This is a genomic window from Hoeflea sp., assembly GCF_039975035.1.
GTDB lineage: Bacteria > Pseudomonadota > Alphaproteobacteria > Rhizobiales > Rhizobiaceae > Hoeflea.
In genome coordinates, this window is sequence record NZ_JBDWHW010000223.1 from 17175 (window position 1) to 32331 (window position 15157).

17 protein-coding genes are annotated in these 15157 nt (G+C 61.2%); all 17 read left to right on the forward strand.

The annotated features are described in order from the left end of the window. Positions 1–102 precede the first annotated feature (102 nt). Complete coding sequence (gene trpS / locus ABJN75_RS19750) at positions 103–1167, forward strand: tryptophan--tRNA ligase (RefSeq protein ID WP_348441309.1); 1065 nt, start codon at positions 103–105, stop codon at positions 1165–1167. Positions 1168–1257: 90 nt separating this feature from the next. Beyond that, entirely contained in the window at positions 1258–1749 is a 492-nt protein-coding gene (locus ABJN75_RS19755) for a universal stress protein (protein WP_348441310.1), read from the forward strand. Between the two features lie 124 nt (positions 1750–1873). Beyond that, on the forward strand, positions 1874–2437 hold the full coding sequence (locus tag ABJN75_RS19760; RefSeq protein WP_348441311.1) for a NifU family protein: 564 nt from the start codon (positions 1874–1876) through the stop codon (positions 2435–2437). An 83-nt stretch (positions 2438–2520) separates the two neighbouring features. After that, positions 2521–3213, forward strand: coding sequence for a tRNA (adenosine(37)-N6)-threonylcarbamoyltransferase complex dimerization subunit type 1 TsaB (gene tsaB / locus ABJN75_RS19765; RefSeq protein ID WP_348441312.1), 693 nt, complete (start codon positions 2521–2523; stop codon positions 3211–3213). 5 nt (positions 3214–3218) lie between these two features. Beyond that, positions 3219–3704, forward strand: a complete 486-nt coding sequence (locus ABJN75_RS19770; protein ID WP_348441329.1) for a GNAT family N-acetyltransferase — start codon at positions 3219–3221, stop codon at positions 3702–3704. A gap of 65 nt (positions 3705–3769) precedes the next feature. Further along, complete coding sequence (locus tag ABJN75_RS19775; protein WP_348441313.1) at positions 3770–4195, forward strand: Fur family transcriptional regulator; 426 nt, start codon at positions 3770–3772, stop codon at positions 4193–4195. 47 nt (positions 4196–4242) lie between these two features. Then, positions 4243–5040, forward strand: a complete 798-nt coding sequence (locus ABJN75_RS19780; protein WP_348441314.1) for a lysophospholipid acyltransferase family protein — start codon at positions 4243–4245, stop codon at positions 5038–5040. A gap of 42 nt (positions 5041–5082) precedes the next feature. After that, positions 5083–6516, forward strand: coding sequence for a tRNA (N6-isopentenyl adenosine(37)-C2)-methylthiotransferase MiaB (miaB, locus tag ABJN75_RS19785; protein WP_348441315.1), 1434 nt, complete (start codon positions 5083–5085; stop codon positions 6514–6516). A 30-nt stretch (positions 6517–6546) separates the two neighbouring features. Next, the gene (locus ABJN75_RS19790) at positions 6547–7596 is read left to right on the forward strand and encodes a PhoH family protein (protein ID WP_348441316.1); all 1050 of its coding nucleotides are present in this window, start codon (positions 6547–6549) and stop codon (positions 7594–7596) included. Continuing rightward, positions 7593–8108, forward strand: a complete 516-nt coding sequence (gene ybeY, locus ABJN75_RS19795; RefSeq protein WP_348441317.1) for an rRNA maturation RNase YbeY — start codon at positions 7593–7595, stop codon at positions 8106–8108. Before ABJN75_RS19790 ends, ybeY begins: the two co-directional genes overlap by 4 nt. 13 nt (positions 8109–8121) lie before the next feature. Further along, entirely contained in the window at positions 8122–9264 is a 1143-nt protein-coding gene (locus tag ABJN75_RS19800; protein ID WP_348441318.1) for a hemolysin family protein, read from the forward strand. Positions 9265–9518: 254 nt separating this feature from the next. Further along, positions 9519–11114: an apolipoprotein N-acyltransferase gene (gene lnt, locus ABJN75_RS19805; RefSeq protein WP_348441320.1), complete on the forward strand. Its 1596-nt coding sequence runs from the start codon at positions 9519–9521 to the stop codon at positions 11112–11114. Positions 11115–11267: 153 nt separating this feature from the next. Then, complete coding sequence (locus ABJN75_RS19810) at positions 11268–11687, forward strand: helix-turn-helix domain-containing protein (RefSeq protein WP_348441321.1); 420 nt, start codon at positions 11268–11270, stop codon at positions 11685–11687. Between the two features lie 287 nt (positions 11688–11974). Beyond that, the gene (gene metK, locus ABJN75_RS19815; RefSeq protein WP_348441322.1) at positions 11975–13216 is read left to right on the forward strand and encodes a methionine adenosyltransferase; all 1242 of its coding nucleotides are present in this window, start codon (positions 11975–11977) and stop codon (positions 13214–13216) included. Positions 13217–13278: 62 nt separating this feature from the next. Next, a complete protein-coding gene (gene trmB, locus ABJN75_RS19820) occupies positions 13279–13983 on the forward strand; it encodes a tRNA (guanosine(46)-N7)-methyltransferase TrmB (protein WP_348441323.1) in 705 nt (234 codons plus the stop codon). Positions 13984–14191: 208 nt separating this feature from the next. Next, positions 14192–14812, forward strand: a complete 621-nt coding sequence (gene rimP, locus ABJN75_RS19825) for a ribosome maturation factor RimP (RefSeq protein WP_348441324.1) — start codon at positions 14192–14194, stop codon at positions 14810–14812. Positions 14813–14945: 133 nt separating this feature from the next. Then, positions 14946–15157, forward strand: a 212-nt coding sequence (locus ABJN75_RS19830) for a NusA N-terminal domain-containing protein (protein WP_348441325.1), incomplete at its 3' end; no start/stop codon positions are given.

A 15157-nucleotide genomic window follows, 5' to 3' on the forward strand; every position in this document is an offset into this window, starting at 1 on the left:
CAAGGCTTGATGGGGACTTGACCTGCGACTGTCGCAGCCGCATAACCCCGCCCGATTTCAATGAGGTATGCGGGCCCTCCACAAGCCCGCCGGGAGCACATCATGTCCGCAACTTTCAAGCCGCTGGTTTTCTCCGGCGTTCAGCCCACCGGCAACCTTCATCTGGGCAATTATCTCGGCGCCATCCGCAAGTTCGTCGCACTTCAGGAACAGCATGATTGCATCTTCTGTGTGGTCGACATGCACTCGATCACCGCCCAGCTTGTCCATCAGGACCTGAAGACTCAGACCCGCTCCATCGCGGCTGCCTTCATCGCGTCGGGCATCGACCCGGTCAAGCACATCGTCTTCAACCAGTCGGGCGTTCCCGGCCATGCCGAACTTGCCTGGATCTTCAATTGTGTGGCACGCATCGGCTGGATGAATCGCATGACCCAGTTCAAGGACAAGGCCGGAAAGGACCGCGAGAACGCCTCGCTCGGCCTGCTTGCCTACCCGAGCCTGATGGCAGCTGATATTTTGCTCTACCGCGCCACCCATGTGCCGGTTGGTGACGATCAGAAACAGCATCTCGAACTGACCCGTGACATCGCCCAGAAATTCAACATCGATTTCTCCGATCGCATCCGCGATGCGGGTGTCGGTGTCGACATGATGGTAGGCGAGGAAAAGGTCTCCGGTTTCTTCCCGATGACCGAGCCGCTGATCGAAGGCCCCGCGCCGCGTGTCATGAGCTTGCGTGACGGCTCCAAGAAAATGTCGAAATCCGATCCGTCGGATCTCTCGCGCATCAATCTCGATGACGATGCCGACACCATCGCCAAGAAAATCCGCAAGGCCAAGACCGATCCGGCGCCGTTGCCTGAAACGCTCGAGGAGCTCGAAGGCCGTCCGGAGGCGCAGAATCTGCTCGGCATCTACGCCGCTCTCAGTGACCGCACCCGCAAGGATGTTCTGGAGGAATATGCCGGTCAGCAATTCTCGGTATTCAAGCCGGCTCTGGTCGATCTGGCTGTGAATGTTCTCGCACCAATAACCGCAGAAATGTCGCGTCTGATGAATGACCCCAGCCACATCGACGGGATTCTCAAGGACGGCAGCGCCCGCGCCAATGCCCTGGCCGAGAAGACCATGACCGATGTCCGCGAGATTATCGGTTTCCTTTAACACCCGACCGGAACCCCGGCGGCGCGACGCTGTCGGGGTCTGAAAAAACGGTCTTGCGGGCTAGCCCGCTCTGATGGCATTGTCCCGCCCATGGTATCAAGAAGACGCTCACGTGAAGCCGGCCACCGGCGCAAGTTTCTCGCCGTCATCGACGACACGCCGGAATGCGAACGCGCCATGCGGTATGCCGGCATGCGCGCCTACAATTCCGGCGGCGGTCTGGTTCTGGTCTATGTCATCGAGCCCGGCGATTTCCAGCACTGGCTCGGCGTCGAGGAAATCATGCGCGCCGAAGCGATGGAAGAGGCGGAAGCCACGCTGGCCAAGGCCAGCGAGAAAATTCGCCAGATCATAGGCATTGATCCGGAAGTGGTGATACGGCAGGGCAAGACCACCGAGGAAATCCATGCGGTCATAGAGGAAGACCAGGACATCGCCATCCTTGTGCTTGCGGCAGGCTCCGCCAAGGATGGCCCGGGTCCGCTGGTGGCCTCCATCGCCGGCCGCGGCGCGGCATTTCCGATCCCGGTCACGGTCATTCCCGACGCGCTCTCCGATGATGAAATCGATGCGCTGAGCTAGCCCATCACATTGAGAGCGCCTTGCTCTCCCCGGTATAGGCTCTTGATTGCAGGCGCACAGAGGCTTATCTTGTTTTGAAGAGTTCTAAACTGGCCGGTTGTTGTACCAGGCAGGGAGATTGCAAATGTTCATCCAGACCGAATCCACCCCCAACCCCGCAACGTTGAAGTTCCTTCCGGGCAAGGTTGTTATGGACCAGGGTACCGCCGATTACCGCAGCGCCGAGGAAGCAGGCCAGTCGTCGCCTCTAGCCGCCAAGCTGTTCGGCATTCCGGGTGTAACAGGCGTGTTCTACGGCTATGATTTCATCACCATCACCAAGGATGGCGCGGATTGGCAGCATCTCAAGCCGGCCGTGCTCGGCACCATCATGGAGCATTTCATGTCCGGCGCAGCGATCCTGTCGGGCGAGAACGGCGATTCGGCGGTCCCGGATGACGAATTCTTCGAGAAAGGCGACGAGACCATCGTGGCCACCATCAAGGAACTGCTTGAAACCCGAGTGCGTCCCGCCGTGGCCCAGGATGGCGGCGATATCACCTTCCGCGGCTTCCGCGATGGCAAAGTGTTCCTGCACATGAAGGGCGCCTGCGCCGGCTGCCCGTCTTCCACCGCGACGCTCAAACACGGCATTCAGAATTTGCTCAAGCATTTCGTTCCGGAAGTTCGTGAAGTCGAAGCCGTCTGAGCCCGGCCTGCCCTTGTCGGGCTGGCTGATATTTCTGCCAAGGCCGGCGCAGGGTGCCGCGTCCGCCCGGCCTTTTCCATAGGATGTGCCCGGTGTTGACGCTTGCTCTGGATTGTTCCGCGCGGTTGTGTTCCGTGGCCCTTTATCACGGCGACACGGACCGCATTGTCGCCTCGGCCAGCCCGGACATCGGGCGCGGCCATGCCGAGCAATTGCCAGCCATTGTCGAGGCCGTGCTGGCCGAAGCCGGCATGGATCTCGCGCAGGTGAGGCGAATCGGCGTGACCATCGGCCCCGGCTCCTTTGCCGGCATTCGTGTAGGTGTCGCTTTCGCCCGCGGGCTTGCTCTGGCGCTGGATGCGCCCTGCGTCGGTGTCGGGTCACTTGAAGCCATCGCAATTCCCGCAGCTCTCCAAAGCGCCAAGACGGTGATGGCGGTGCTGGATGCAAAGCGCGACCGGGTCTGGACGCTTCTGGTCGATGCGAACGGTGATGTGGTCGATGCTGGCGCGGAATTGACACCTGCCGCCGCCGCCGGTCTGGCCCAGACCCGCGGATGTGGGCTCATCGGCAGCGGCGCCGCCCTGTTGGCTGGCATCGATGCGTCGCTGTCCTCTCAAGTCATCGCAGATATCGCGGCGCCGAAGATCGAGGATGTGGCCCGGCTCGCAGCCCGTCTGGATCCGGTCGGCCATCCGGCCGAGCCGCGCTATCTGCGTGATGCGGACGCCAAGCCGCAGACCGGTTTCGCGCTGGCGCACGAGGTCGCGGGCTGATGGTCATGCGCCTGTTCGGACGCCAGCCTGAGTGCCTGATTCTGGAGATTGGCATGAAAGACGCGCGCACGGCCTCGCGCATTCACGGAGAAGCCTTTGCCCGTGCTTGGGGCGACGGGGAATTCGAAAGCCTCATTACACAGCAATCGGTGTTCGGATTCCTGGCCTGCCCGGAAGCCCGCGCCCGCGATGCGGCGGCGGGTTTCGTGCTCTGCCGCGAGGCTGCCGGGGAAGCCGAGATCCTGTCGATCGGCATCTCGCCGAAGCAGCGTCGCGGCGGGCTGGGCTGGCGGTTGATGCGCAGCGCCATGCAGGAAGCCAAGCGACGCGGCGCCGAGGAGATATTTCTCGAAGTGGATGAAACCAATTTGCCAGCCGTTCAGATGTACCGCAGGCTCGATTTCGTCCAGGTCGGGGAAAGACGCGCCTATTATGCCCGTCAGGGCCAACCGAGCACGACGGCGCTTGTCATGCGGCGCGATCTTCGTTAGTCCCGGTTGAATCGTCGGCACAGCGTCGCCGGCATAACCTCTCCACATACCCGGCGGGGCAGGCGATGGACGAACAGAAATCCCTCGAAGACAGATGCGCCGAGCGCGGTATGCGCATGACCGAACAGCGGCGCATCATTGCCCGCGTGCTTGATGGCGCGCAGGATCATCCCGATGTCGAGGAACTGTACCGCCGTGCGGTGCTGGTTGATCCGCGCATCTCCATGTCCACGGTCTACCGCACGGTCAAGTTGTTCGAGGATATCGGTATCATCGAACGGCATGATTTCCGCGACGGCCGGTCACGTTACGAAACCGTGCCGGAAGAGCATCATGATCATCTCATTGATCTGCGGACCGGCACGGTGATCGAGTTTCATTCGCCCGAAATCGAGGCGTTGCAGGAACGCATTGCCCGCGAGCACGGGTTCAAGCTCGTCGATCACCGGCTTGAACTCTACGGGATCCCGCTCAAGACCGACAAGCAATAGGCCAGCGCGATGGATCCTGCGCACCGTCATGTTCCCCCGGTCCGGCGATGATCGCGGGATTGCGCATTCTCTTCGTTGTTGCGGCATTCCTCATGCTGACGCTGGTGCTGTTGCCGGTTCAGATGGTTGCGCTTGGTCTGGGGCACTCCCTGATGCGACGGTTGCCGCGCTGGTGGCACCGGATCATGTGCCGTATAGTCGGGCTCAGGGTCCACACCCATGGCCACCTGTCGCAACAGCGGCCTTTATTGCTGGTCTCCAACCATGTGTCCTGGAAGGACATCCTTGTTCTCGGTTCGGTCGCCGAGCTGGTGTTCATCGCCAAATCCGAAGTCCGGACCTGGCCGGTGCTGGGTTGGCTGGCGCGGCTGCAACAGTCGGTCTTTGTCGAGCGCCAGCAGCGGCGCAAGACCGGCGCACAGGTCTCCGACGTATCCCTACGGTTGATCTCGGGCGAAGTGGTTGTGCTGTTTGCCGAAGGCACCACCTCCGATGGCAATCGGGTGATGCCGTTCAATGCCTCACTGTTTGGCGCCGCAAGCGCCGCCTTGCCGTTAGCGCCTGAAGGCAAGGTCTATATCCAGCCGGTCTCGATCGCCTATGTCGGCATTCACGGCATGCCGATGGGCCGTTATCACCGCCCGGTCGCGGGCTGGCCGGGGGACGTGGCTCTGGCGCCGCATTTTCTCCGGGTCATCAGATATGGCGCGATTGATGTGGAGGTGATTTTCAGTCAAACCGTCGCCTTTGACGCGACCACCGATCGCAAGAACACAGCCCGCCTGGTCGAGGCCCGGGTGCGCGCCGGCCTGATCAGCGCCCTGCAGGGTAAAATCAATGGCTAGTTCGCCATTTTCAAGCCATCAATTAGGCGCTAAAAGCCCCCGATGACACAAGCGATCCTCACTCCGAAAGACCGGTCCGCGGCCAAGCCCGAGACAGCCCCCGCCGCCGGATCTGGCACACACCCCGGCGGGCAGTCCAGAAAGGTCTTCGTCAAGACCTATGGCTGCCAGATGAATGTCTATGACAGCGAACGCATGGGCGACGCGCTGACCCGCGACGGCTATGAGGCCGTCGATTCGGTCGAGGCGGCTGATCTGGTGCTGATCAACACCTGCCATATCCGTGAAAAGGCCGCCGAAAAGGTTTATTCGCAGCTGGGACGGCTGGCAAAGCTCAAGAAGCAGCGCAATGCCGATGGGGGCGACCTGATGGTGGCCGTCGCCGGTTGCGTTGCCCAGGCCGAAGGCAGTGAAATCATCCGCCGCGCGCCTGTTGTCGATGTGGTGATCGGACCGCAGACCTATCATCGCCTGCCCGAAGCCCTTGCCCGGGCGCGCAACGGCGAGCAGATTGTCGAAACCGAGTTTCCCACTGAGGACAAGTTCGACGGCCTGCCCGATGCTCCGGAAAAATCGATTCGTGCCCGTGGCGTTGCTGCATTTCTCACCGTTCAGGAAGGCTGCGACAAGTTCTGCACTTTCTGTGTCGTGCCTTATACCCGCGGCGCCGAGGTGTCGCGCCCGGTCGGCAGGATTATCCAGGAAGCCGAACGGCTGGCTGATGCCGGTGTGCGCGAAATCACGCTTCTGGGCCAGAACGTCAACGCCTGGCACGGCAAGGGCCAGGACGGTCGCGAATGGGGTCTTGGCGAACTGGTCCGCCGCCTGGCGACGATCGATGGAATTGACCGTATCCGTTACACCACCAGCCATCCCCGCGACATGGATGATGCGCTGATCGCGGCGCACCGCGACCTTCCCGAACTGATGCCCTACCTGCACCTTCCGGTCCAGTCCGGGTCGGATCGTATCCTCAAGGCGATGAACCGGCGTCACACGGCCGGACAGTATCTTGGGCTGGTCGAGCGGATTCGCGCCGCTCGTCCGGACATCGCGCTGTCGGGTGATTTCATCGTCGGCTTCCCCGGCGAAACCGATGCTGATTTCGAAGAGACGATGGAGCTGATCCGCGAGGTCAACTATGCCGCCGCCTTCTCCTTCAAATATTCGATCCGCCCCGGCACGCCGGGCGCCGATATGGAAGCTCAGGTTGATGAGGCGGTCAAGTCCGAGCGGCTGGCGCGGCTTCAGGATCTGCTGAACCAGCAGACCCGGGCCTTCGGCAGCCAGTGCGTCGGCAAGGTGGTCGATCTGCTGCTTGAGAAACCCGGGCGCAACACCGGCCAGCTTATTGGCCGTTCACCCTGGCTGCAGCCGGTAATAGTTGATGCAAAGGTGGGCGAAATCGGTGACATTGTCAGAGTGCGAATCACGCAACCCGGCACAAGCAGTCTTTTCGCGGAAATTGTGGAATGATGCGCCAGTGCTAATTTGGAGCCAGATCGTTTGACAGTTGAGCACCTGTCCCAGACAGAAGCTGCGACGCCCGCATCGGGCGCGTCGGACGCGACCCACCTCGCGCTCACCTTTGAAAACAACCGTCTCGCCAGTGAGCTTTTTGGCCAGTTTGACCAGAATTTGGCGTTGCTCGAACAGAAACTGAAAATCGATGCAAGGGCTCGTGGCAACACGGTCACATTGCGCGGCGAGGAAATCGCCATCAATCAGGCGCGCCGGGCCCTGGATTTTCTCTATGACCGCTTGCTCAAGGGCGCCAGCGTCGAGAGCTCGGATGTCGAAGGCGCCATTCGCATGGCGCTTGCGGCGGACGACCAGCTGATGTTGCCGACGCTTGAGCGCAAGGGCAAGATGAGCCTTGCGCAGATTTCAACACGCAAGAAGACCATCATCGCCCGGACGCCGACCCAGGACGCCTATATGCGTGCCATGGAACGCTCCGAGCTGGTCTTCGGCGTCGGCCCCGCCGGAACCGGCAAGACCTATCTGGCCGTCGCCCATGCGGCGCACCTGCTCGAGCGCGGCTCGGTCGAACGCATCATCCTGTCGCGTCCGGCGGTGGAAGCTGGCGAACGTCTGGGCTTTCTGCCCGGCGACATGAAAGAGAAGGTCGATCCCTATCTCAGGCCGCTCTATGACGCGCTCTACGACATGATGCCCGGCGACAGGGTCGAACGCGCCATCACCGCAGGCGTCATCGAAATCGCGCCGCTGGCCTTCATGCGCGGCCGCACGCTGGCCAATGCCGCCGTCATCCTTGACGAGGCACAGAACACCACGCAGATGCAGATGAAGATGTTTCTCACCCGTCTGGGCGAGAATTCCCGCATGATCATCACCGGCGACCCGAGCCAGGTGGATCTGCCGCGCGGCGTTACCTCCGGCCTTGTCGAGGCCTTGTCCATCCTTGACGGGGTCGATGGTGTGGTCACCTGCCGGTTCCGCGGCGTCGATGTCGTGCGCCATCCGCTGGTGCAGCGCATTGTCGAGGCCTATGACAAGCGCATTTATCCGCACAAGGCCGACGACGGCGCATGAGCGATCTCCCGGCGATCAGTCTGGCGGTCGCGGCCGAGGCCGGGGAGTGGGGAGATGTCGAGGCAATCGAGGCCTTGACGCTGACTGCACTGGAAGCGGCCGTGCAGGATCTGGTGCGGCAGGAGCATCAGCCGTTTCCCGCAGATCCTCCGGAAGTGTCGCTGGTGCTGGCCGATGACGCGATGATGGCTGACATCAATGAGCAATGGCGCAATCAGCCCAAACCCACCAATGTCCTGTCATTTCCGGCGTTTCCGCTCGTCCCGGGCGGCGTCCCGGGGCCGATGCTGGGCGACATCATTCTGGCGCGGGAAACCATCGAGCGGGAGGCCCAAGACCTGGGCAAGCCGGCGGACGAGCATATTACCCATCTGATCATACACGGATTTCTTCATCTTTTTGGCTATGATCACATTGAAAACAACGATGCCGAGAAAATGGAAGCGATAGAGACTCGCATTTTGGCCTCGCTTGACCTATCTGACCCTTACGGCGACACAGAGCCGGTTTGACACCGAAGAGACGATGACCGACAGCAATGCCCCGGCACCGACCGGCGACACGCAAAGCGACTCGAGCGCAGCATCTACCGAAGAAGCCCACAGTTATCTTCCCGTGGCAGTGCACGGTCAGACAGCCGTTCAGGCTTCTGACGAACGCAATGGCATGGGACTTTGGCAGCGCCTGGTGCGCGCCCTGTTTCCTCCGTCAGACCGCGAGTCCATTCGCGAGGATCTGACCGACGCGCTGCAGTCGGGGGGAGAACTGCATGAAGCATTCTCGCCCGACGAGCGCGCCATGCTGCACAACATATTGCGCCTGCGCGAAGTCCGCGTCGAGGATGTGATGGTGCCGCGCGCCGATGTTGAGGCGATCGACCAGACGACAACGCTCGGCAGGCTTCTCGAAATCTTCGAGGAATCCGGGCATTCGCGCATGCCGGTCTACTCCGAGAATCTGGATGATCCGCGGGGCATGGTCCATATCCGTGATCTGCTGGCGTGGATCACCAAGCAGGCGCGCGCCAAACGCAAATCCACAGCCAAAAGCCCGGCCGCGATCCAGAAACGCAATGCTCTCAATGCGCTGGAGCTTTCCCGTGTTGACCTGAGCAAGACGCTTCAGGATTCGGGCATAACCCGCAAGGTCCTGTTCGTGCCGGCGTCGATGCTGGCCTCGGACCTGATGCAGCGCATGCAGGCCAACCGTATCCAGATGGCACTTGTGATCGACGAATATGGCGGCACCGACGGGCTGGTTTCGCTCGAGGACATCGTCGAAATGGTGGTCGGCGACATTGCCGACGAGCATGATGATGAAGATGAAACGCTGATCACCAAGGCCGGTGAGGACGTCTGGATCGTCGATGCCAAGGCCGAGCTGGAAGATCTCGCCGATGAGATCGGCCCCGATTTCGACATTCGCGAGCAGAGCGAGGAAGTTGACACCATCGGCGGGCTGATCTTTTCCGAACTCGGTCGGATTCCGGCGCGCGGTGAAGTGGTTCAAGGCCTGCCGGGCTTCGAATTTCATGTCACCGATGCAGATCCGCGCCGGGTCAAGCGCGTTCGCATTGTCAGGAAGCGGCAGGCGCCCCGCCGCCGCCCGGTGCGCGGTGAAGCGCCGCCGATCAAGCAGCCGGATTCGGATGACGCCAGCGCCGCCTGAGCCGGGCGCTTCCTGTTGGTCCCGCCGGTGCCAGTCAAAAAAGTCCCTGACCGGACCGGACATCGCGGGTGTTTTTTGAAAAGATGCCGCAACTGATTCGCCTGTCCGGCAAGCCGGGCAGGCTCGACTGACGCATGGCGCCTTCAAGCCGGCTTCGATTCGAAGGCGGACATACGGCGAATTCAAGAGTGTTGCAGCGTCCTTTGCGCGCCACCCCGGTGCGTGATTCCGTGGCTGCGGGGAGTCGTTGGATTTTGGAACGGATCGCTGAATCCATTATGCTGAGCTGGGGCGTCAAGCGCATCGTTCTGGCGTTCCTGGCCGGAGCTCTGGCGGTTCTGGCGTTGCCGCCCTTCAATTTTTTCGCCGTGTTGTTTATTTCCTTTCCTGTTCTCGTCTGGCTGCTTGATGGCGCCAGCGGTTCGGCCGAAGCCGGCTTGCTCGGCCGGTTGCGGCCTGCCTTCTGGACCGGTTGGTGGTTCGGCTTCGGCTATTTTGTCGCCGGCCTCTGGTGGCTGGGCAATGCGCTGCTGGTGGAAGCCGACAGCTTTGCCTGGGCGCTGCCGCTCGCCATCCTCGGATTGCCTGCCGTGCTGGCGCTGTTTTATGGCGCAGCCACCGCTGTGGCGCGGGTGTTGTGGTCCGATGGGCTGGGTCGCATCGCGGCGTTGTCGGCGGCCTTCGGACTTGGCGAGTGGCTGCGGAGCTTTGTGCTCACCGGATTTCCCTGGAACGCCATCGGATACGCGGCCATGCCGGCGCCGCTGATGATGCAGTCGGTGGAGCTTGTCGGCATTTTCGGCATGTCGGCGCTCACGGTGTTCGTGTTCTCCGCGCCGGCATTGGTTGGAACCAGTCGCGGCGCGGTCCCAGGCATCCTCGTCGCATTGCTGCTCTTCTCGGCTCATGTCGGTTATGGCTGGTTCGCGCTTTCCCGCCTGGATGGGTCACAACCGGTCGCGCCGGATGCCGTGATCCGGATCGTTCAGCCAAACATCGACCAGTCGGCCAAGTGGGATGCAGCCGAGCGCGAGCGAATATTCTCGCAGATGCTGGAACTCAGCGCCTTGCCACCACGCGAAGGTCAGCCGCGCGCGAGCCATATTGTCTGGCCCGAGACGGCGCTTCCGTTCCTGCTCACCGAAAACCCCGGCGCGCTCTCGCGCATCGCCGACATGCTGCAGGTTGGCCAGACCCTGATCACCGGAGCGGTCAGGTTTGAAGACGGGGCGGGAGGCGCACCGGAACGCTATTACAACACCATCTATGTGATCGACGACGAAGGTCAGATCATCGGATCGGCCGACAAGCTGCATCTGGTTCCCTTTGGTGAGTATTTGCCGTTCGAGGCGTCGTTGCGCAAACTCGGTCTGGCACCGGTGGCCGACACATTCGGCGGTTTTTCCACCGGCGACCGGCGCGGATTGCTGGCCTTGCCCGGCGGTTTGGGCGCCGTGCCGCTGATTTGCTACGAGGCGATATTTCCCGATTTGTCGGAGGTTCCCGACGGACGCGGCTCCTTGTTGCTCAATGTCACCAATGATGCCTGGTATGGCAGGACGCCCGGACCCTACCAGCACCTGCGACAGGCGCAGGTTCGCGCTGTCGAAACCCGTCTCCCGCTGGTCAGGGCGGCCAACAGCGGCATCTCGATTGTGGCGGATGCCGGTGGCCGGATCGTTGGCAGCCTGCCTCTTGGCGAAGCCGGCGTTTTCGATGTTGCCCTGCCGCCTAGCGCGCAACAGTTCTGGAGTATCAGTTATCGGCGATTTAACTTTGGATTGATTATCGTCATAATGGTGCTGACAGCGCTAATTGCGCGCAATGGTAAAAGACTCCGCCTAGATTGACGCAAAACCCCTGAAATAGCATAGTCGTTTTCGTCAACCCAGTTCCCGTTTGCAGGTCGGTCTGTGCCGACACACAAGTTTCAGCGTATGGTCCTTGCAATTAGAACGGGATAAACCAACCATAGAGTCTCAGGCTCTTGTCAGGACGAAAATATGATTGAGAACAAGAAAAAGCCCAATCCGATCGATATTCATGTCGGCAGCCGCGTTCGCTTGAGGCGAACAATGCTCGGCATGAGCCAGGAGAAGCTGGGCGAGGCGTTAGGCATCACGTTTCAGCAGATCCAGAAATACGAAAAAGGCACCAATCGCGTGGGCGCCAGCCGGCTGCAGAACATTTCGACCATTCTCAACGTCCCGGTCAGTTTCTTTTTCGAGGATGCGCCGGGCGATCCGTCCACCGGCCAGCCGGGGATGGCCGAGGCCAACAGCTCCAATTACGTGGTTGATTTCCTGTCTTCATCGGAAGGACTGCAACTCAATCGTGCTTTCATCAAGATCCCTGATCCCAAGGTGCGGCGCAAGCTGGTTGATCTTGTCAAGTCGCTCGCATCCGAACCCGACGTCACCTAAACGCCATTCGTTGCAAGTCAGGCCGGTCCAGGCAAGGGTTTGAGCGTCAAGACGGCTCGGGCTCGGTACGACGGCCAATGCTGCACGACGCGTTTTGCAAGCTACCCCCATGCGCCGCCAGCCTGAGGGTAGCTTGCTTTGTCTGGATCGGCGGGATCCGTCCAGGCGAGTTTGGCTGAAATCGCTTCAAAACGATCATATCAAGATATATTTATGTCATTGTGACCTTGTCAGAATGACCTGTTGCCACTAAAGAAGCTGCATCTTGACCCATGATGGAGCCCGCTATGGAGCGCTCGACTTTCCTTTTCACCAGTGAATCTGTATCCGAAGGTCACCCAGACAAGGTGTGCGACCGCATTTCGGATGAAATTGTTGATCTGGTCTATCGCGAAGCCAAGAAGACAGGCGTCGACCCATGGAGCGTGCGGGTTGCCTGTGAAACCCTGGCGACCACCAACCGCGTTGTGATCGCCGGCGAGGTCCGGGTGCCGCCGTCGCTGATCAAGCAGGACAAGACCGGCAAGGATGTCATCAATCCGGCCAAATTCAAGTCCGCGGCGCGCAAGGCGATCAAGTCGATCGGCTATGAGCAGGACGGATTTCACTGGAAGACCGCCAAGGTCGAGGTCCTGCTGCACTTCCAGTCCGCCCACATTGCACAAGGCGTCGACAACGCATCTGATCAGCAGGGTTCGGAAGGCGCGGGCGACCAGGGCATCATGTTCGGTTATGCCTGCAATGAGACCCCGGAACTGATGCCGGCGCCGATCTATTACAGCCACAAGATTCTCGAATTGCTTGCCGCTGCCCGCCACAAGGGCGAGGGCGACGCCGGCAAGCTCGGTCCTGACGCCAAGAGCCAGGTCACGGTTCGCTATGTCGACGGCAAGCCTTCCGAAATCGTCTCGATCGTGCTTTCGACCCAGCATCTCGATGGAAGCTGGGAATCGGCCAAGGTTCGCGAAGTTGTCGAGCCCTATATCCGCGAAGCCCTCGACGGTCTCGCAATTGCCGCGGATTGCAAATGGTACATCAATCCGACCGGCAAGTTCGAAATTGGCGGACCCGACGGCGACGCCGGCCTGACCGGCCGCAAGATCATCGTTGACACTTACGGCGGTGCAGCTCCCCATGGCGGCGGCGCGTTTTCGGGCAAGGACACCACCAAGGTCGACCGCTCGGCAGCCTACGCCGCGCGCTATCTGGCCAAGAATGCAGTTGCTGCCGGTTTCGCTGATCGTTGCACCATCCAGCTCGCCTACGCCATTGGCGTGGCGCAGCCGCTGTCGATCAACGTCAATTTCCATGACACCGGCAAGGTCTCTGAATCCGCACTTGAAGATGCCCTGCCCAAGGTGATGGATCTGACACCGCGCGGCATCCGCACCCATCTTGATCTGAACAAGCCGATTTATGCCCGCACCGCTGCCTATGGCCATTTTGGCCGCAAGGCCGGCCGTGACGGCTCCTTCTCCTGGGAAAAGCTTGATCTGGTCAAGCCGCTCAAGGAAGCCATCAAAGGCTGATTTCAAGGCTCGCCCAGGCATGAATGTCGCGAGGCGGGCCTGATGCCGAGGCTGACATTGCCATGACCACCCCCGCGAGACGATCCCGCGCCACGGAAGCCTTTTATGGCCGCCGCAGGGGCAAGTCACTCAAGGTGCCGCAGGCTGCGGCGCTGTCGTCATTGCTGCCGGCGTTGAAACTCGATCTGTCAAACCCGCCGCCCGAACCGGTGGCGGGGCTCTGGCCGGATCCTGTCCGCCAAATCCGGCTTGAGATCGGGTTTGGCGGCGGCGAGCACCTGCTGCACAGGGCTGCTCAGGCGCCCGATACCGGATTTATCGGGGTCGAACCCTTCGTCAATTCCATGGCCAAGATGCTCGGTGGGCTGGAAGCCGCGGGGCTGACCAACATCCGTGTCCATGATGACGACGCGACGCAGGTGCTGGACTGGTTGCCTGACGCCTGTCTTGACCGGATCGATCTGCTTTATCCAGACCCCTGGCCCAAGAAGAAACACTGGAAGCGGCGCTTCGTCTCGCCGGTCAATCTCGACCGCTTCGCCCGGGTCCTCAAGCCCGGCGGCCGGTTCGGCTTTGCTTCCGACATAGATACCTATGTCAACTGGACGCTTGAGCATATTGCGGCGCACGCCGATTTCGAGTGGACCGCCCGGTCCGCCCGCGACTGGCGCGAGCCCTGGCCGGGCTGGCCCGGCACCCGCTACGAGGCCAAGGCCATCCGCGAAGGCCGCACACCGTGCTATCTGGAGTTCGAGCGCCTCGCTTGATGTCTCCGGTTCGGGTTCTCCGCCCGCTCGGCTTCCCGCCCACGCAGGGATCAGGGAATTCCCTTGCCCGCATCGCAAATTCAGGCTATATAGCACTCAAATTCTTGATCGTTATGAGCAAGGGTGGGCCCGCGAGGACCCGCTCTTTTTTGTTGCCCACGCTGTTGGAGGCGAGCGATCAGCCCAGCCAGAATGAGGATCAGGCCATATGACAGACGAGCCAGCAATGCCAAACGATCAAAGACTGGTCACCGAGACCGGCGTTGACGCGCGCATTGCCGAGATCGTCGAGCCGGTGATTGAATCACTGGACATGCGTCTGGTGCGGGTGCGCCTGTCGGGGCAGAACGGCTATACGCTTCAGATCATGGCCGAGCGCAATGACGGCACCATGAACGTGGAGGACTGCGAAGCGGTCTCCCGCGCGGTTTCGCCGGTGCTGGATGTGGAAGATCCGGTCGAAAAGGCGTATCATCTGGAAATATCGTCGCCCGGCATCGACCGGCCGTTGGTTCGGAAGTCCGATTTTGTCCGCTGGGAAGGTCATCTTGCCCGCTGTGACGCCTCAGTGTTGATCAACGGCCGCAAACGGTTCCGCGGATTTATTCGCGATGTCACGGAGACCGGTTTTTCGGTGGAGCGGGAGCAGCCGGCCTATGGCGAAGACAATATTGCGGTCATCCCGTTTTCAGCGCTCGCCGAAGCCAAGCTGATATTGACCGACGAACTGATTCGCGAGTCGCTTCGCGCCGACAAGGCAGCCAAGGCCGCGCTTGCCGTCAACGATGACAATGCTGATGAGGCGGAGGAAACCGGCGATTCGGCCTGAGGCGGAAGTGCATGCGCTCCCCGGGGCGTTGTCGATCCGGCCCGCTTGACGGGCCCAAACCAGACCCGACCCGCTCGGCGGGTTCAAACCAGACAAGGCCCGCCAGGTCGCGGGCCGACACATGGAGACAGACATGGCAGTCAGTGCAAACAGGCTTGAGCTTCTTCAGATCGCTGATGCGGTCGCTCGCGAGAAGTCCATTGACCGCGAGATCGTCATCGCCGCCATGGCGGATGCGATCCAGAAGGCCGCACGGTCGCGCTACGGATCGGAATCCAACATTCGCGCTGACATCAATGCCAAGACCGGTGAGATCCGCCTGCAGCGCCTGCTGGAAGTGGTCGA